The following is a 17,644-nucleotide window of genomic DNA, read 5'->3' on the forward strand; positions in this document are numbered from 1 at the left end:
TCGCCGGGCCGCCGGCCCACCGTGGGCCCTCGTCTCGCCTGACCCGCGGCCCAGCCCCGCCACCCCCGCCACCCCGGCCGCTACTTTCGGTCACCCTGATCGGGATCACGGTTACCCTCGGTCGCTATGCCCAGAGTTATCCACAGGACCCGGTTGCGGCGTAGCGGGACCGTCACCGAAGCGGTACGGTCTGATGCCGGAACGCTACGGCGGCATGACACGCGGTGAGGAGCCGGAATGGCCCGCGAGATCGACGAGGCGTGGATCGACGAGGCGATCGAGCGATACCGGCGCGTCGAAGACCTGCGGTCCGAGTTTGATCGGGCGGTGGCCGCGCATTCCGTCTCGGTGCACTCGCCGGACCGGTCGATCGAGGTCGTGGTCACCGCTGCCGGGGCCATTGTGGATGTACGGCTGCACGGCGAACTGCGCCATCGTGATCCAGCCGAATTCGCGGCGGAGATCAAGGCCGCCGTGGTGAGCGCTGCCGAGGCCGCCCGCTGGGCGAGAGAAAAACTGCACGGCGAAGTTTTCGGATCATTCCGCACGCTGGAGGGGCACTGAGGTGGACCGACTCGCCGACCAGATCGACAATGCCGCGGCTGTTCTGTCGACGATGGACCGACAGATGCCGTTGCTGGCACCCGCCGCGGCCGTTTTCGGGGCTGACGACTCGGGCCGGCCCGGGCGGATCGGCCGCGCGCTCTACGCCGGCTGGACCTCCGTGCTCGCCACGCGGGCACGGGAAGCGGCTGCGGCCTCCGTTTCGCTGTCCGAGATCGCCCAGTCGGTGCGGTCCGGGGCCCGTTCTTATGCCGATACCGACGAGACGGTCCGCCACAGGTTCCAGCGGGGGCTCTAGATGATGGACCGGCTGGATCACCTGCTGGACGCCGCCAGCCCTCTGCTGGACCGGGTGGACCGGGTGCTCTCCACGGTCGGCGCGCCCGAGGGCCATCCGGTCTGGACCGAGCTGCGCCGGGTCCGGCTGCTGCCGGGCGACGCGGCGCGGGCGGTGGGCGCGCTCTACCCGGAGGCGATCCGCGACGCGGTGCCCGAGCTACGTGCCAACGCACGGGCGTACGCGTCGGTCGCCGACGCGTTGCCGCTGGCCGGCGCGTGGGAGGGCGAGGCCGCCGACGCGTACGAACGTGCACGTCGCCGCACCGCCGAACACCTGAACGGCGGCCCGGACAGCCTGGGCCGCCGGATGGAAGCGACGGCCGACTTCGCGGACGCGCTGACGAGCTGGATGGCCCGCTCCCGCGGCGACCTGGCGGCGATGCTGGCCGCCGCGCTGGTCTCCGCGGAAGCGGTAACGCTCACCACGGAGACCCTGCCGCCCGACGAGGAGGCCCGCCTGGCGGCCGCCGTCGCCACCCCGCTTCTGCGAACCGTGGCCGACAGCTACGACCGAGGCGAAACCCTCCTGAACCACTCGGTTTCCCTGCAAAACTGACTGCCGAGGTTCAGAAGGAACCGTCCACAGTGTGCGCTTTCAGACTTCCCGGCGCCGGCGGCTGCTCAGGAGGAAAACGCACACCCCGCCGATCACCAGGGTTGAACCGGCCAGCAGCAACGGGATCGCACCCGGCCCGGTGATCGGCAGCCCGGCCGCGCCGACGCCGGCCGCCTCGGAACCGGACCCTCCGGGAACATCGGAACCATCGGAACCATCGGAGACAGCGCCGCCGCCAGGAGCATCGGCGAGAGGCTTCGGGGCCACGGCCGCCCCTTCAAGCCTGCCCAGCCCTAAATCAGCGACGACCGCCCGGGAATATCCGGACTTATCGCGATCGTCGTTTCCGCGTACCAAAGAGATCTTGACCGCGGTTGCTCGCGCCGCGATGGCCCTGCCCTTCGTCGCCTGCCGCGCCGCACCGAGCGAGATGCGCAGCCTCGCGCCACTGTCGCCACCGGCTGCACCACCCGCTGGAGTGCTTTCCACATCGCCCAGTGCCGGCAATCCGGGGATCGACGGCAGTGGCAGCGGGTCAGCCGCCGTCAACCCGGCCGGCAGCGACTCCAGCGGCACCGCTTCCTCACCCAGGGTGATCTCTTTGTAGTCACCCGGAGTGTTCAGAAGCGTCGGCTTGCCGTCCCTCTGGGTCACCTCGACAACCGGCGGCTGGTAATCGACCTCGCCCCGCCCGCCACTCGACATGCTGACCCGCAGCGTCGCCGCCCTCAGCACCCGGATGCGCACCTCGCCGTCGGCCAGGATCAGCCGCCCGGCGGCCAGCGTCGTGGTCGACACGGACTCCGCCTTGCCGCCGCGTTGCCGCACGCCGGTGGTGCTGGACGCGGTGAACCTGTCCGGCACGCGGACCAGCGACTGGTTTCCGCCGCCGGTCAGCGTGACCTGGTTCAGCTCCGCCGACGACGTCGACGCCTCGCCGGTGGTCGAACCGCAGGCCAGGCCGTCGTTCCAGCGGGCCTGCGCGGACAGGTTCCCGGAACCGGCCCGCAGCGGCCCGAAACGCTTCGCACCCAGCAGCCGCGTGCTCGCCTTGCGGTTTCCCGGCGGCGCCTGCTGCGCCACCAGGTCGTTGCGCGACGCACCGCCCGCGAGCTTGCCGCGCGCCGCGCCGCCCGCGACCCGTCCGTCCAGGGCCCGGGACGCCGCCGCCGACTTGACCGAGCCGTTCGCGATCAACACGCTCCGGGCGTCACCCAGGGCGACTCCGCTCACCGCGGGTGCGCTTTCGTGCGTACGCCCGAAGCCCTTGCCGTGAGATGCAGAAGCGGGACTCGCGGCACCACCGGAAGGCACCGCAGGGGCCGCGGCCGGTGAGGTGGAGCCGGCCCACCCGCCTTGACCACCGCTGTCCGCGGAGCCGCCGGGGGAGGACCGGGTCGCGGGAGTTGCCACCGCCCCGAGCTCGAGCCGATTGATCCGCAGCAGCTGGGCCGACGACTGCGCGGCGTGACTACCGGGCTTGGCACAGGACGAGGCATGGGCGAGCGCTGGCAACGGCACGGTGATCGCGCCCGCGAAACCCAGCGCGACAGCACTGGTGATCACCGACCTGGCGGATGTCATGAAGGGTCCTTTCGAGGCGGCGTCTACGGGACTGGCCAACGAATGTCGATCAGGCCGGTTGCGTAACGTCAATGCGACAACCCTCGCGGGTAGTTCAAAACCGGCATTTGGTACGGCTTGCCGAGGGTCGTAGGGTTGATCGCATGGGCATGCTGTGCGCGGTCAGCTTCAACCGGTACGGCCGCCTCTACTACCTCGATCCGAACGGGTTCACCCCGGCTGTCGGCGACCGCGTTCTGGTGCCGACCGACGACGGTCCCGAGGTGGCGGAGTGCGTCTGGGCGCCGCAATGGGTCAGCGAGGAGACCGACGGTTTCCCCAAGGTCGCCGGGCTCGCGGACGACCGCGACCTGCGCCGCGACGAGCTGCTGCGCAAACGCAAGGCCGAGGCGAAAGTCGCCGCCAAGAAACTGATCAAGGCACATGAGCTGCCGATGAAGGTCGTCGCCGTCGACCACGTCCTGGAGCAGGGCGACTCACCCGGCGGCGCGCGCACGACGATCTACTTCACCGCGCCGCACCGGGTCGACTTCCGATCTTTGGTACGCGACCTCGGCGCCACCCTGCACTGCCGGGTCGAGCTGCGTCAGCTCTCCGCCCGCGACTCCGCCCGGGTGCAGGGCGGCATCGGCTCCTGCGGACGTGACCTGTGCTGCGCCACGTTCCTCACCGACTTCGAGCCGGTCACCATCCGGATGGCGAAGGACCAGGACCTGCCGCTCAATCCGCTGCGGATCTCCGGCGCCTGCGGCCGGCTGATGTGCTGCCTGAAATACGAACACCCGCTGTACGCGAAATTCCAGGCCTCAGCCCCGGCGGTCGGCACCCGGGTGACCACTCCCGAGGGCGACGGCCGTGTGGTCGGGCACAGCGTGCCCAAGGACGCCGTCGTCGTCCGGCTCGACGCCGACGGGTCGCGCTGCTCGTGCAGCCGGGCCTCGGTGTGCGGTCCGCGCCAGGCTCACGACGCCGAATACAACTCTACGGACGAGGCGCCCTCGGCCCAGCAACCTTGATTGGCGGCTCGATCCGGTGCGGGTCGAGCGGGGTTTTCGGCCGAAGCCACGGGCTCGCAGGCGTGCCCGTGGGGTCCGGCACCCACTCGTGGCAGACCTTGCGCAGGCCGATCGGGTGGATGGTCAGCGTCCCGTCCGCGTCGATGTGCATGCGCAGGAAACTCTTGCCGTCCTCGATGCCCTGGCCGGCGTACAGCTCGTTGTGGTTCACCCCGAAGCTGGCCGCGATCAGCAGGTAGACGGCGGTCAGCTGGGTGGCGAGCACCGCGATCAACGGACCGTAGGCGACCGCCGCCACCACCAGCGGGCCCGGCCACTCCCACAGCCGGAACTCCAGCCGCAGCCAGACGTACGTGCCACCGACAGCCAGGGCGATCTGCGCGAAACCGTGCAGGATCCCGAGAATCCAGTGCCGGACGTGTTTCGGTGAGGACGCACCCGGCGGCTGAGCGAACAGGATCGTCGCCGCCATGATGATGACCAGCATCAGGACCAGCGGAATCGTGAACAGCCGCTGAATGCTCCCGCCCTGGCTGGCCGCTCCGGCGCCGGCCATCGCCAGCATCGTCAGCGTCTGGATGATCCCGAGCATCGTGGCGAACCCCGCGTTGCGGCGCGGCAGCCGGTGAAAGACACCCCAGCCCCACTTGCGCGACGTCGCCGCGTCCGGGAAGCGTTCGGCCAGTTGGTACGTCCGGCTGCGGCTCTTGCTGCGCGTCAGCGTTTCCCGCGGCGGCACCGTCAGCTCGTCCGGCAGATTCTGCGTACCCAGCAGGTACGCCCCGCCGCCCCCGCAGGTGATCAGCTCACGGTCCTCGCCGCTGTACCGCGCGTAGTGGTGCAGGTCGCCGGAGACGAGCACCCGGACATGCGCCCGGGTCGGCGCCAGGATCGTCCGGATGAAGTAGTCGACCGCGTCGTACTCCTCCGGGGCGTCCGCCGCCTTCACCCAGGTCGGCGACGGCGTCATCAGGACGACCCGGTCGTCCGGCCCGATCCCCTCGGCGGCCCGCTCGAAATACAGCAGCTGCGGGTCGTCGATGTACGCCCCGAACTGCTCGTCCACCGCGAACAGCCACCAGTTCGCCGGCAGCTTCACCGCGAAATATGACCGGCGCTGCTCGGTGCGCCAGCCGCCGATGTGGCCGTCCTTGCGGCGGGCGAAGAGCCGGAGGAACGCCGTCAGTCCGTCGTACCAGTCGTGGTTGCCCGGCAGCGCGAAAAGCGTGGGCCGCGGCTCGCCGGCCGGCGCCTCCGGCAGGGCCGCGCGGTACGGGCCCTTCATCCGGTTCTCGTAACCGTCGCCGCTGGCCAGCGGATAGACCTGATCGCCGCCCATCAACAGCAGCCGGCCACGGGGGAGAAGGTCACCGTCCACTTCAAGCTCGGGCCGGGCGAGCAGGTGCGCCATCGAATACGTGGCGTCGAACCCGTCGCCGAGATCCGCCACATAGTCCAGCCACAGATCACCGTCGGCCGTCGCCGAGTGATCGAAGACGTCGTCGTCGAGCGCGTTCTGAAGCTCACGCTTGTCCAGGTAGGCCCCGAAGAGGATCGCCAGCAGCGCCCGCAGACCGGTGCTGAGCAGCAGAAGCGGCGCCAGCCAGCCGATCGGCCCTTTAGGCGTGAAGCCGAGCTCCTGAGGGTCCATGCTGCTAGGCCGATCAGGGACGGTCTGCTCGGACTCCGCCGGATCCTGTCGTGGAACGAAGGACATCGACTGATCCTAGTCACGCGCGGGGCATCTGGCGTCCCCCGCTCCGAGCCGCCGGACACATGCCGTACACTGATTTCTCGTTGCCGCCTTAGCTCAGTCGGCTAGAGCGACGCACTCGTAATGCGTAGGTCGACGGTTCGATTCCGTCAGGCGGCTCAGAAGAAGCCCCAGGTCACAGACCTGGGGCTTCGTCATTTCTGGAGCTTGGGTCACGCGCGGCTGCTGGTTGCGGCTCGGGCGAAGGCTGGGGCTCGGCCGTTTGCCAGTTCGCTGGCGAACCAGGCGCCGAAGATCGAGAGAGCGAACGCGAGCAGCTCGACGGCGAAGAGGCCGCCGCCGACCACGCGGTCGGGGGTGTGCACGCGGAGCATCAGGATGACCGCGAAGATCACCAGTACGCCCATGTTGATCAGGCCGCGCAGCACGCCGAGGCGGCGCGTGTCGGGGTTGTGCACGAACATGACGTCGACAGCTCCGGCCAGAGCGGCGAGAAGCCCTCCGACCAGCCCGGCGATGATGTTCCAGTAGGCCAGTGCGCCCAAGATGCTAGGGCCGCCCAGCAAGTCGGCCATATCGAACAATACGGCCATCGCGAATAGGCCCAGCGGGAACATCACCAAGATCGGCTGTACCGCCTGCCCCGCGACACTCAATCGGCTCTCCATTCGGCATTCGCCTTCCCACCTGCGTCAATACAGATTCGTCGCGGCATCCGAGTTTGGGCTACCCGGTCCGCTGAGGGCTGAAACGCCGACGCGGCGAGCGTGGCCGTGCCCACAGAGGGCTTAGCGGCTTGTACGCAATCTGCAACATGGCAGATTGAGTGATGGCGGACAGCGTTGTGGCGTGCTGTACTACGAATACGGCAACAAAGGGGTGGAGTCGGAGGGAGAGACAAACAACGGCACCCGGCGGCAAACGGGTGCCGTTGTCGCTCTTCACGACTGTTATTGATTCACGGCACTGATCTTGCTTCTCGCCTGAAGATCATTTGCGGCACGCGAGGCCGGGGATGTCCTTCGCGCCAATGGTGGTCCGCTCCCCTCCCCCTCGCAAGGGAAAGTGAAGAGGAGTTCGCCATGCGCACACGCACCTATTACTCCGGGCCCGACGCCATGGTGACCGACGATCAATTCGTCTGGATAACCGTCTCGAACCAGCACACCTTCACCGTGCGAGACCTGCGCAATGTCGGCCTGGTCCAGGCGCCCTCGCGCATGCGGCCGTTCGCTCCCGCGCTCGCCGTCGGCGTTCTGTTCGCCGCGGTCGCCGGTTGGAGCCTGATGACGAGCCCAACGTGGTACGTGGCCGGCTTCGTCGCCGTCTCAGCACCCGCTGTAGTCGCCATCTGGCGCAAACCGAGGCATTGGGAGCTTCACGCGCAGTACCGAAACCAGGCTGTCGTGCTCTACTCCTCGGCCGACGCCCGCGTTTTCAACCAGGTGAGCCGGGCACTGCGGCGCGCGATGGAGGACACCGGCCGGACGCCTTGGGGGTACGGGCTAGCCGCCGCGTGACCAGGTATTTCGCGAATACCTCTCGGGTGAGATCTCTATTTGATCAAAACCGCACGTTGCGCCTGTCGTTCTGATAGGACAGTAATAGGATGTCCGCGACCTCGCTGAGTGCCAGTTGGCAATCTGCGAGGTGGCACCTCGCAGGATATTCATTACTTTCAGTTACACCCCGACTTCGACGTTGAAGGACTCATGGCTGAGGGCGATTCGCCTACGATCGCACGCCGGCGGGTGCGCCTCGCGCTCCGCGAAGCGCGCGAGCGAGCAAATCTCACTCAGGGACACGTCGCCGAGGCCATGGAGTGGTCGACGAGCAAGGTGATCAGGATCGAGAACGGGGATGTCAGCATCTCCCCGAACGATCTGCGCCCGTTGCTCGTACTCCTCGGCATCAAGGACAAGGCCACCACCGCGGCGCTTCTCGCGGACACTCGGATCGCCCGCACGCGGCAACGGCAGGCGTGGTACCAGACCCCCGAGTTCCGCGAGAACCTCACCGACCCGATGCGCAAGCTCATCGAGTACGAGATCGAAGCCACCGAGATCCGCTCGTACGCGATCTATTACATCCCGGGCCCGCTGCAGACCACCGCGTACGCCAGCGCACTGATGACCCGGTTCGAGGACGAGCTCTCCGAGGACGAGCGCAACCTGCGCATCGAGGCCCGGACCAAGCGGCGCGAGGCTCTGCTCCCCAGATCCGGCAGCCAGGTCAAGTTCATGTTGATGCTCGACGAGTCCGTGCTGCGACGCACCATCGGCGGCCCGCGGATCTTCGCCGAGCAGCTGCGTTACCTGCTGGAGCACGCGGAAGCGGGCACGATCCGGGTGCGGATGGTGCCGTTCTCCATCGATGCGTCAGTGACCAACAACGCAAGCTTCGACCTCCTCGTTCTGAGCGAGGGCGAGGTCCTCTACCGGGAGACCGGTCTGAGTGACGAAATGATCGAAGACCGCGAAGCGACCGCGAAACACCGCGCTCGTTACGACAAGGTTTGGGAAGAAGTCGCCGATGAGCAAGACACGATCGAATTCATTCAGCGACAGATTGTAATCCTCGAAGGCGGCGGAATTGATCAACCGCCAGGGGAAATCCGATAGCCAAGGCCGGGGCCGTCTTGACAGGTCCGGCATCTAAACGTGAGGTCCACAATGGGAGAGACAACCGTGCCCGCATGGCGGAAGAGCAGCCGTTGCGCCACGTCAACCTGCGTCGAGGTTGCCAAGGTCGACGATCAATACCTGATCCGTGATTCGAAGAATCCCGAGGTCACGCCGCTGAGCTTCACGAAAGCTGAGTGGGAAGCGTTCGTGTCGGGCGTGAACGCGGGCGAGTTCCGCTTCTGAGGTCGTCGACCTGCCCGCCCTGCGTGTGAATGGTAGAAGTCAGGGCGGGCCGGTCTAAAAAATACTCACAAAATTCATATTTCATCCCGAACGAGCGCCGCATACCTCACATTTGAGGTGATAAGCGGCGTCGTTTTGTTTTCACTCATGTACGCAGCCGCCCACGTCCGGTTCATTCGCTTACCGTGGATTCGAGCCGTCATGGAGGTGCGTACAAATGATCAAAAAGGCGGAAGGGCCGCGCTGGCGACGGAGTAGACAATGTGCCAGTGGGGCATGTGTCGAGGTGGCAAAGGCCGGTGATGAGGTCCTGATTCGGGACTCCAAGAACCGTCATGTCACGCCCCTGGCTTTCAGTCGAGCCGAATGGGACGCGTTCGTCGCCGGAGTCAAGGCCGGGGACTTCGGTTTCGAATGAGGCCGCTTCGCCCGAAGCCACTCAGCGCCGCTGGCCGAGAGCGGCATACTGCACTGGTGGACGGCTATCAGCACGCCACCGACTCGGACCGCTTCAAGGTGCTCCACGATGCGGCCGAAATCCTGCTGGACGAACTCTCCGAGCGCTGCCTGGTGGAGCGCCGCGAGACCAAAGAACCGTTCGGGCTCGACGACGCGCTCGTACGGACCGTCCGGCTCATCCCCCGTTCTCCCGCCGGAGCGCCACTGGCGATCCACTTCACCGGGCCGGGTCTGATCCTCCGGCTCGGCCGATGGTGGGAGGAGTCTCTTCCGACCTGCACCTGCGACACCTGCGCCGAAGACCCGAGAGGCCTGGTGGAACGGTTGCGTGCCCATGCCGCCGCACTGATCGAGGGCGGTTTGTGGGAGCGCGTCCGTCGCGGGGTGGGCGGATCGTGGTTCGAGACCAGGTTGATCGGCACCGGAGTCAGTGAGGGCCACGAGGGCCCGCTCTCCGCGGCCGGCGCCCGGGACGCCCGCCGTGGCGGCTTCGCTGCCGCAGTGCAGTGGGCACCCTGGCAGGTCCGGGCATAACGTCCCCAACGATTCAGCCGGGCAGTCCCGGCAGCTGCGGTCATCGGCGGTTCCCGGCAGCTGCTCATCCCCGGCCGAATGCCCCGGACGCACGGCTCGCGGCCGGCCGGTCCTCTCCCGGTCGGCCGCCAATTCCCGCCGCGCCGGTCTTCCTCAGGAGCGGGAGGCGGCGGTGGCGGCCCACTCGTCGTCGGCGGCCTTCTTCAGGGCCATGCCGTCCTTGCCGTTGTAGCGAACCAGCTTGGGGAGTGCCGCGGCCAGGGCGAAGCTGCCGGCCACGCAGAGGACGCCGCCGACCCAGATCGCGCCGCCGATGCCCAGGGATGTGCGGGCCATCAGGCCGGCTCGGAGCTGGCCGGCCAGTGGGCCGGTGGTGTACGAGAGCATCTCGATGCCGGCCAGGCGTCCGCGCAGGTGGTCGGGGATGGTCTGGTTCCACATGATCATGCGGAAGATGCCGGAGATCATGTCGGCGGCGCCGGCGAAGGCCAGGCAGAGCAGGGTCAGCCAGAGGGTGCCGGAGAGGCCTACGCCGATGATGCCGACACCCCAGAAACCGGCCGCGACCAGAACCATGAGGCCGTGCCGGTGCACCCGGGAGGTCCAGCCGGAGCCGAACGTGGCGATCAGCGACCCGACGGCCGGCGCGGCGTAGAGCAGGCCGAGCACGCTGGGGCCGCCGAGCTTGTTCGCCAGGAACGGGTAGAGCGCGGACGGCATCCCGAAGAACATCGCGTTGATGTCGACCAGGTACGTGCCGAGCAGCTCGGGGCGGGACCTGGCATAACGCAGGCCGGTGACGACGCTGGACAGCGACGGGCGGTCGGCGGCCGGCGGCGGCGGGACGGCCTTGACCAGGGTCAGGCAGACCAGCGACACGGCGAACGTGAGCAGGTCGAACGCGTACACCCAGGCCAGGTCGAAGTTGGCGACCAGGATGCCGGCCAGGGGCATGCCGAGGAGCTGCGCGAACTGGGCGCCGAGCGACTGCAGCGACATGGTCGCCGGCAACTGTTCCGGTTTCACCAGGCGCGGAATCATCGACTCCAGGGCAGGCCGCTGCAGGCCGGCCACCGCTGCGGTCAGGAACGCGGCGATGTAGAGCAGCCACAGGTGCGGCTCGTCGGAGAGCGAGTTGATCAGCAGGATGCCGCAGATCGCGGCGAGTGCCAGCTCGGCACCGCGAACCAGCAGCCGCCGGTCGATGTAATCGGCGAGCGCACCACCGACGAACGCCATGATCAGGATCGGTACGAGCTCGCAGACACCGATCAACCCGACCATGAGCGGGTCATCGGTCAGCTTCGCCACCTGGTACGGGATGGTGACGTAGCTGATGAACGAGCCGAAACTCGTCACGACGCCGGCGATGAAGACGAACCGGAAGTCCCGGGACGTGCGTAACGGAGCCAGGTCCAGGAGGCGCTTACGGTCGGTCACGAGGGGCCATCCTGCCCTGGGACACCCCTGTCTCGCACCGCGATTTACGTCATGGCGTTCACTTCATGACGAGCCGGCCGGTCTTGCCGAACTCCTCCAGGTCGGCCAGGGCCTCCTCGATCACCAGAGACTTCTGCCCGGGCAGCTCGTCGAGGGCGAAGAAGCCCGCGTCCACGCTCTCCTCGGTCTCCCGGAGCAGCTCACCCTCCCAGGAGTGGACCACGAAGGTCATCAAAACCTGTTGGTACGTGTGACCGAAATCGTTCGTGTACGTATACGCCGTGTAGAACGCGTACGGCGTGAGCGAGGTGGCCGTCAGCCCGGTCTCCTCCCAGAGCTCACGGACCGCGCACTGCTCCATGCTCTCGCCGAGCTCCATCGCCCCGGCCGGGATCGCCCAGCGGTGGTTGTCGGAGCGCTGGATCAGCAGCAGCCGGTTCTGGTCGTCGAGGAGCACGGTCCGTGCCCCGACGAAGAAGATCGTGTCGGTGTCACCGACGCTCGCGCGCACCCGCCCGAGGTAAGACTCTGCCCACGTCAGCGACACCGGACCACCTCACGACCGAGGATGCCCGGAACCCATGCAAATCCCATGGACCGAGCGTAGTCATGCGGACTTCTTGGCGGGCTTCTCGGCGGCCGTGGATTTTCTCGCAGCGGTGGTCTTCTTGGCCGGGGCGGCCTTCTTCGCCGCGGGGGCGGCCTTTTTCGCGGCCGCGGTCTTCTTGGCCGGCGCCGACTTCGAAGCGGATTCAGCCTTCGCCGCGGATTCAGCCTTCGCCGCGGATTCAGACTTCGAAGCGGATGCTGACGAAGGCGTACCCGAGGAATCGCGCGCCTTGCGCGCGCGTTCGACGGAGGCCTTGAGCGCCGCCATCAGGTCGATCGCCGCCGCCGGCGCCTCCTCGGCCTCTTCCGGCTGCACGACCTCGCGGCCTTCGACCTTGGCGTCGATGACTTCCTGGAGCGCGGCCCGGTAGTTGTCGGTGAAGTCCTCGGCGTTGAAGCTGCCCGCCATCGAGTCGATCAGCGAGCTCGCCATCGCCAGCTCGGCCGGGCGGGTCTCGATGTCGTCGTCGAGGAACCCGAAGTCCGGGGTACGCACCTCGTCGGGCCACATCATGGTGTTCAGGATCAGCACGTCGTCGCGGACCCGCAGGGTGGCGAGCTGCTCCCGCTGCCGGATCGCGATCTTGACGATGGCGACCCGATCGGCGTCGCGCAGCGCGTCACGGAGCAGGATGTAGGGCTTCGCGGCCTGGCCCTCGGGTTCGAGATAGTACGACTTGGCGAAAAGAATCGGGTCGATCTGTTCGGCCGGAACGAATTCCAGGACGTCAATGGCTCGCGACGTGCTGAGCGGGAGCTCGGCGAAGTCCTCGTCCGTCAAGATCACCATTTCGCCGCCGCCGATGTCGTACCCCTTGGCGATGTCGTCGTAGCTGACCACTTCGCCGTCGACCGAGCAGGTGCGCTGGTACTTGATGCGACCACCGTCGGTGCGATGCACCTGGTGGAAGCGGATGTCTTTCTCCTCGGTCGCCGAGTACAGCTTGACGGCGATCGACACCAGGCCGAACGAGACAGCGCCTTTCCAGATCGCTCGCATGTTCTCAGAATCGCATTACTGGGACGCCTGCGTAAGGTGATTGCTTCTGCCTATGGTGATCAGATGCCGGGTCCACCCCTGTCGCCGATGCTCGCGACGGCGGGCCCGCTGCCGGTGGGGCCGGAGTGGAGCTACGAGTTCAAGTGGGACGGCGTTCGCGTCCTGGCCCTGTTCGGTGGCGGCCCGACGGACCTTTTTGCGCGCTCGGGCGCGGTGGTCACCCCGGCATACCCGGAAATAGCCGACTTGCACCTGCCGGAGGGCACCCTTCTCGACGGCGAGATGGTGGTCCTCGACGCGGCCGGCCGGCCGTCGTTCACCGCGCTCGCCGAGCGGATGCACGTCCGGGACAAGCCACGGGCGGCCCGGCTCGCGGCGAGCCTCCCGGTCACGTACATGATCTTTGATCTGCTTTTTCTCGACGGCATGGACCAAACCGGGCTGCCCTATCTGGCTCGCCGGGAGCGGCTCGAGGAGCTCGGGCTGAACGAGGAGCGCTGGATGGTGCCGCCGTCCTTCGGCGACGGGCAGGCGACGGCCGACGCCGCCCGGGAGAACCGGCTCGAAGGCGTCATGGCGAAACGATCAGATTCGGTCTACCTGCCCGGCCGCCGGTCAACCGACTGGATCAAGGTGAAGTTCGACCAGACCGGCGACTACGTGATCGGCGGCTGGCGTCCCGGCGCCCGCAAACTCGGCGGCCTGCTGGTCGGCGTACCCACCGCTGACGGTCTGGCGTTCCGTGGCCGGGTCGGCGGCGGCATCGGCGCGGCCGCCGAGAAAGAGCTTCTGGCCCGGCTCGAGCCGATCGCCTCCGGCGATTCGCCTTTCGCGCCGGGCGCGGTCCCGCGCGAGGATTCGCGAGGAGCCAATTGGGTACGCCCGGAACTGGTGGCCGAGATCAAGTTTGGCAACCGGACTCCCGATCGCCGGCTGAGGTTCCCCCGGTTTCTGCGGCTGCGCGACGACAAGACGCCAGCGGAGTGTGCCGACGATGAAGAGTGAACGGTTCCTGGTGACCATCGAGGGCCGCGACGTCGAGCTGTCCAACCTCGACAAGCTGATGTACCCGGCCGCCGGATTCACCAAAGGCGAAGTGATCGATTACTACACCCGGATCGCACCGGTCATGCTGCCGCACCTGCGCGGCCGGGCGGCCACCCGGATCCGCTTCCCCAACGGCGTCGAGGACATCCACTTCTTCGAGAAGAACAAACCCGGGGGTACGCCCGACTGGGTCCGGCTGGAGACGCTGCCCGTACCCGGGTCGACGAAGAGCCGGGAGACGATCGAGTTCGTGGTCGTCGACGACCTGCCCACCCTTGTCTGGCTGGCGAATCTGGCCGCTATCGAACTGCACACCCCGCAGTGGCGGGTCGGTGCGGAACCGGATCTGCTCGTCGTCGACCTCGACCCGGGTGCGCCCGCTGGGCTGAAGGAGTGCTGCGCCGTCGCGACGCTGATGCGGGATCGGCTCGGGGAGGACGGCATCACCGCCTATCCGAAGACCTCGGGGAAAAAGGGGATGCAACTCTGCTGTCCGATCTCGGGGGCACAGGATGCTGAGGTCGTTTCCGCGTACGCACGAAGGGTTGCGGAAGAGCTGGCGGCGATGGTCCCGAGCTCGATCACCGCGAAGATGGCCAAGGCCGTCAGGCCTGGCAAGATCTTCATCGACTGGAGTCAGAACGCGGCGGCGAAGACGACGGTGACGCCGTACTCGCTGCGAGCTGGCGCGAAACCGACAGCGTCGGCGCCGCTGACCTGGGACGAGGTGATCGCGATGGCGACCGGGGAGTCCGAGGCGCGGCAGTTCGGGGCGGGTGAGGTGCTGGAGCGGGCCGAGGAGCACGGCGATCTGCTGACCGACCTGCTCACACCTGGCCCGGAAGTGCCCATTCGGACATCGACTTAGTTGATCAACAGGAGTTAAGCTCCGCCGCGGATTTCATCGGCGGGGGAGCCACTTTGAAGTTGTTGCGGACCGCGGTCGCCGCGGCGCTTTGCAGTTCACTGATTCTTACTGCGGCCGGCCCAGCGGTCGCCGACGAGATCGTCGACACCACAGCGCCGGTGGTCACCGCCACCGGTGTCAGCGAGGGCCAGCTTCTCGGACACTTTGTCACGCTCCATCCCACCTTCAGCGACGACGTCGGGGTCCTCAGGGTCGACGTCCTGATCAACGGGGAGGGCCAGGGCTCGGCCTGGCCCGACGAGATCGCGACCGGGGGACTTCGATTCTCTCCGAGCACCGCGTTCAACGGCATGGACGTGAATCTCACCGTCCGCGCGACTGACCACGCCCGTAACGTCGGCGTGCTGACGACCCGCGTGCGTATCGACACGGCGCTTCCGGGTGCTGTGTTCACGCCCGATGACGGCGCGAAGCTGCATGGCATGACGTCGATCCAGTTCTCGAAGGTGTCCAGCGATGTCGTTCAGGTCGCGCTGATCTGGGAGGACAAGGAGGTCAGCCGGGCGAATGCCGCACCGTGGACGCTTCCCTGGGACACCCGGAAATTCCCGGGGCAGGTGAGTGGGGAGACCCGGATGACGATCCGGGTGACCGACCGCGCGGGCAACTTTTTCGACTACCGATACGACTATCTCGTCGACAACGCCGGGCCCGAGGTCAGGACATTCGAGTTCCCGGATGTCGTGGGACCGGGCACCACTCATCTCTACGCGCACGGGCGCGACCTGTCCGGTACAGCCCGCCTCGAGTGGTGGGTGGACGGCGTCCGCCGGGCCACCACCGAGAATTACAGTCACGACTTCGGTGGGAAAAGCCGGATCGCCGCTGTGACGATCAAAGCCTGGGACAAGCTCGGCAATGCTTCCTCGATCACCCGGACGGTGACTGTGGACGCGACCGGGCCGACGGTCACTTGGCTCTCACCGAAGTCCGGCACTCTCGTTCGCGGGCGGTCGATTCCGACTTCGATCCGGGTGGCCGACGCTCACCCCGAGACGACTGCTCTGCTGCTCAACAACGCCACCGGCTATCTCGACTGCAAACCGATCTGCGGCTCGAAAGCCCTGTTCACGGCGGATGGTAAGCAGTCCATAGTCTGGGTTGCCTACGACCGTTTCGGTAATGGGACGACCGTTCGGCGGACGGTGATCGTTGACAGCCAGAAGCCGTCTCTGAAGGTGACCAAAGCGCCGAAGAACAAGGCGAAGGTCAAGGGAACCGTGAAGGTCAGGGCCTCGGCGAGCGACAAGAACGGCGTCGCGCGGGTCGAGCTGCTGGTCAACGGCAAGGTGGTCGCTGTCGACAAGAAGGCGGCGTACAAGTTCTCGATCAACACCAAGAAATACGGCAAGAAGATCAAGATCCAACTGCGTGCGTACGACAAGGCGGGCAACGTGACCAAGACATCGATCCGTACCTGGTACCGCTGATGGGGCCGCTGCGTATTGCCGCCGCCGCCGCGATCAGCGGGACTCTGATCCTCGCCGGTGGTACGCCGGCATTCGCTGACGACATCTCGCCGACCGTTGTGGACAGTGGGATCACCGCAGGGCTCATCGGTGTGCAGCCGACCATCACCTCGACGGTCAGCGACGACGTCGCCGTGGTCCGGGTCGAGATCTGGTCCGGGCGGATCCGGTTGGCCGGCACCCCCGACGGAACGTGGACGACCGTCACGCTGCGGCCGTACCTGGCAGGGTTGCGCGGGCCGATGGTGGACCTCACCGTCAAGGCGTTCGACGCGGCCGGCAACGTCGGCACGTCGACCACGTCGGTCTTCCTCGACCAGGATCTGCCGACCGCGACGTTCAGCCCGAAGCTGGGTTCAGCGCTGCGCGGCAAGGCCACGATTACACTCAGCGGTGTGTCGGGTGATGTCACGTCGGCCACGCTGATCGAGCGGGACACCAAGCGTGAGCTGGGCCGATTCGCCGGGACCTCGCCGACGCTCGTCTGGGACACGGCCGGTCAGGCCGATTACCCGGTGATCATGCTGACCGACCAGGCCGGTAACGAGCAGGGCTTCCATACGGTGTACCACGTCGACAACGAGGCGCCGGTGATCGGCGGCCTGCGCTGGGACCGGACGTGGGGCTCGGGAACTCTCCAGGTGCCCAGCGGGCGTGCCGGCGGCTCCGGCCGGTTCGAGGCGTCGATCTCCGACGAGACCTCGATCCGGCGTACCGAGTTCTGGGTGGACGGAAAGCTCGTCTCCACGACCGGGCAGTGGAACAGCGGCAGCCTGAACCGCGCGGCCGCCGTCGAGGTGAAGGCCTGGGATCTGGCCGGCAACACCGCCAGCCGGAAGTACAGCATCGTCGTCGACAACACCGGCCCGAGCATCAAGTCCGTCGCCCCTGCCAACGGCAAGTTGATCCGTGGCAGCAAGCTGACCAGCACCGTCACGGCCACCGACCCGTCCGGCCTGCTGCAGGCGCAGCTGTCCGGCGCGGGCGTGGACCGCTCGGCGCCCTTCAGCTCGACGATCGCGGCCGGCAAGGACGGGAAGCGGACGCTGACCTGGACCGTCTGGGACCGCGCGGGCAACCCGACAGTGGTCCGGCGAACCGTGATCGTCGACAACACCAAGGCCTCGCTGAAGGTGACCAAGGCGCCGAAGAACAAGGCGAAGGTCAAGGGCACCGTGAAGATCACGGCCTCGGCGAGCGACAAGAACGGCGTCGCGCGGGTCGAGCTGCTGGTCAACGGCAAGGTGGTCGCCGTCGACAAGAAGGCGGCGTACAAGTTCTCGGTCAACACCAAGAAATACGGCAAGAAGATCAAGATCCAACTGCGTGCGTACGACAAAACGGGCAACGTGACGACCACGTCGACCCGCACGTGGTACCGCAAATGACGTTCTGAGGTCAGGCTCCCTCGCACCTTGAGCTGCGAGGGAGCCACCTCTGGGCGGGCCTTCTTCGCGGTGCTTTTTGCGGTTTGTTGATGGTCGGCGTGCCCGTCCGGGTTCTGCGGCCGGGGTTCGG

Annotated in this window: 19 protein-coding genes and 1 tRNA gene; 14 read left to right on the forward strand and 6 right to left on the reverse strand. The window is 67.1% G+C overall.

Annotation, left to right across the window (positions count from 1 at the left end):
• Window positions 1-237: 237 nt before the first annotated feature.
• Genes B0I29_RS27540 through B0I29_RS27550 form a run of 3 tightly spaced genes read left to right on the forward strand, consistent with a single transcriptional unit; the run spans window position 238 to window position 1,459 of the window.
• Complete coding sequence (locus B0I29_RS27540) at window positions 238-564, forward strand: YbaB/EbfC family nucleoid-associated protein (protein ID WP_111651998.1); 327 nt, start codon at window positions 238-240, stop codon at window positions 562-564.
• Window position 565: 1 nt separating this feature from the next.
• The gene (locus B0I29_RS27545) at window positions 566-862 is read left to right on the forward strand and encodes a hypothetical protein (protein ID WP_111651999.1); all 297 of its coding nucleotides are present in this window, start codon (window positions 566-568) and stop codon (window positions 860-862) included.
• Window positions 863-1,459 (forward strand): hypothetical protein, encoded by a 597-nt coding sequence (locus B0I29_RS27550; protein ID WP_111652000.1) that lies wholly within the window; start codon window positions 863-865, stop codon window positions 1,457-1,459.
• Window positions 1,460-1,498: 39 nt separating this feature from the next.
• On the opposite strand, the gene B0I29_RS27555 is transcribed toward B0I29_RS27550, so the two are convergent.
• Window positions 1,499-3,043: a hypothetical protein gene (locus tag B0I29_RS27555; protein WP_146616897.1), complete on the reverse strand. Its 1,545-nt coding sequence runs from the start codon at window positions 3,041-3,043 to the stop codon at window positions 1,499-1,501.
• 143 nt (window positions 3,044-3,186) lie between these two features.
• Here B0I29_RS27555 and B0I29_RS27560 point away from each other — a divergent pair, with 143 nt between their 5' ends.
• Window positions 3,187-4,059 carry a PSP1 domain-containing protein gene (locus B0I29_RS27560; RefSeq protein WP_111652002.1) on the forward strand — a complete coding sequence of 291 codons (873 nt, stop codon included), beginning with the start codon at window positions 3,187-3,189 and terminating at the stop codon, window positions 4,057-4,059.
• Here the strand turns inward: B0I29_RS27560 and B0I29_RS27565 are convergent.
• Complete coding sequence (locus B0I29_RS27565; protein ID WP_111652003.1) at window positions 4,025-5,776, reverse strand: metallophosphoesterase; 1,752 nt, start codon at window positions 5,774-5,776, stop codon at window positions 4,025-4,027. The two genes, B0I29_RS27560 and B0I29_RS27565, sit on opposite strands and share 35 nt — an antisense overlap.
• Before the next feature lie 82 nt (window positions 5,777-5,858).
• On the opposite strand from B0I29_RS27565, the gene B0I29_RS27570 reads away from it, so the two are divergent.
• Window positions 5,859-5,932: transfer RNA gene (locus B0I29_RS27570), tRNA-Thr, on the forward strand.
• A 53-nt stretch (window positions 5,933-5,985) separates the two neighbouring features.
• Here B0I29_RS27570 and B0I29_RS27575 read toward each other — a convergent pair.
• Window positions 5,986-6,441, reverse strand: coding sequence for a DUF2231 domain-containing protein (locus B0I29_RS27575; protein ID WP_111652004.1), 456 nt, complete (start codon window positions 6,439-6,441; stop codon window positions 5,986-5,988).
• 414 nt (window positions 6,442-6,855) lie between these two features.
• Between B0I29_RS27575 and B0I29_RS27580 the strand changes: the two genes are divergently transcribed.
• From B0I29_RS27580 to B0I29_RS27600, 5 genes are all read left to right on the forward strand, one after another.
• Entirely contained in the window at window positions 6,856-7,293 is a 438-nt protein-coding gene (locus B0I29_RS27580) for a DUF6232 family protein (protein ID WP_111652005.1), read from the forward strand.
• Between the two features lie 108 nt (window positions 7,294-7,401).
• Complete coding sequence (locus B0I29_RS27585) at window positions 7,402-8,394, forward strand: helix-turn-helix domain-containing protein (RefSeq protein WP_245972770.1); 993 nt, start codon at window positions 7,402-7,404, stop codon at window positions 8,392-8,394.
• Between the two features lie 51 nt (window positions 8,395-8,445).
• Window positions 8,446-8,640 carry a DUF397 domain-containing protein gene (locus B0I29_RS27590; RefSeq protein ID WP_111652007.1) on the forward strand — a complete coding sequence of 65 codons (195 nt, stop codon included), beginning with the start codon at window positions 8,446-8,448 and terminating at the stop codon, window positions 8,638-8,640.
• Window positions 8,641-8,857: 217 nt separating this feature from the next.
• A complete protein-coding gene (locus tag B0I29_RS27595) occupies window positions 8,858-9,058 on the forward strand; it encodes a DUF397 domain-containing protein (RefSeq protein WP_111652008.1) in 201 nt (66 codons plus the stop codon).
• Between the two features lie 56 nt (window positions 9,059-9,114).
• Window positions 9,115-9,633 carry a DUF6226 family protein gene (locus tag B0I29_RS27600; protein ID WP_111652009.1) on the forward strand — a complete coding sequence of 173 codons (519 nt, stop codon included), beginning with the start codon at window positions 9,115-9,117 and terminating at the stop codon, window positions 9,631-9,633.
• A gap of 153 nt (window positions 9,634-9,786) precedes the next feature.
• Here the strand turns inward: B0I29_RS27600 and B0I29_RS27605 are convergent, their stop codons facing one another.
• The 3 genes from B0I29_RS27605 to ku are packed head-to-tail and all read right to left on the reverse strand — an operon-like array spanning window position 9,787 to window position 12,682.
• Window positions 9,787-11,073, reverse strand: coding sequence for an MFS transporter (locus B0I29_RS27605; protein WP_111652010.1), 1,287 nt, complete (start codon window positions 11,071-11,073; stop codon window positions 9,787-9,789).
• A 58-nt stretch (window positions 11,074-11,131) separates the two neighbouring features.
• Window positions 11,132-11,620, reverse strand: a complete 489-nt coding sequence (locus B0I29_RS27610; RefSeq protein ID WP_111652011.1) for an NUDIX domain-containing protein — start codon at window positions 11,618-11,620, stop codon at window positions 11,132-11,134.
• Between the two features lie 60 nt (window positions 11,621-11,680).
• Window positions 11,681-12,682 carry a non-homologous end joining protein Ku gene (gene ku, locus B0I29_RS27615; protein ID WP_111652012.1) on the reverse strand — a complete coding sequence of 334 codons (1,002 nt, stop codon included), beginning with the start codon at window positions 12,680-12,682 and terminating at the stop codon, window positions 11,681-11,683.
• A gap of 63 nt (window positions 12,683-12,745) precedes the next feature.
• Between ku and ligD (B0I29_RS27620) the strand changes: the two genes are divergently transcribed.
• Genes ligD (B0I29_RS27620) through B0I29_RS27635 form a run of 4 tightly spaced genes read left to right on the forward strand, consistent with a single transcriptional unit; the run spans window position 12,746 to window position 17,514 of the window.
• Window positions 12,746-13,687: a non-homologous end-joining DNA ligase gene (gene ligD / locus B0I29_RS27620; protein ID WP_111652013.1), complete on the forward strand. Its 942-nt coding sequence runs from the start codon at window positions 12,746-12,748 to the stop codon at window positions 13,685-13,687.
• Window positions 13,677-14,597 (forward strand): non-homologous end-joining DNA ligase, encoded by a 921-nt coding sequence (ligD, locus tag B0I29_RS27625; protein ID WP_111652014.1) that lies wholly within the window; start codon window positions 13,677-13,679, stop codon window positions 14,595-14,597. The genes ligD (B0I29_RS27620) and ligD (B0I29_RS27625) overlap by 11 nt, the downstream gene beginning before the upstream one ends.
• 53 nt (window positions 14,598-14,650) lie before the next feature.
• The gene (locus B0I29_RS27630; RefSeq protein WP_146616898.1) at window positions 14,651-16,087 is read left to right on the forward strand and encodes an Ig-like domain-containing protein; all 1,437 of its coding nucleotides are present in this window, start codon (window positions 14,651-14,653) and stop codon (window positions 16,085-16,087) included.
• Window positions 16,087-17,514: an Ig-like domain-containing protein gene (locus B0I29_RS27635; RefSeq protein WP_111652016.1), complete on the forward strand. Its 1,428-nt coding sequence runs from the start codon at window positions 16,087-16,089 to the stop codon at window positions 17,512-17,514. Before B0I29_RS27630 ends, B0I29_RS27635 begins: the two co-directional genes overlap by 1 nt.
• The last annotated feature ends 130 nt before the right edge of the window (window positions 17,515-17,644 follow it).

The organism is Actinoplanes lutulentus, from assembly GCF_003259845.1.
Taxonomy (GTDB): domain Bacteria; phylum Actinomycetota; class Actinomycetes; order Mycobacteriales; family Micromonosporaceae; genus Actinoplanes; species Actinoplanes lutulentus.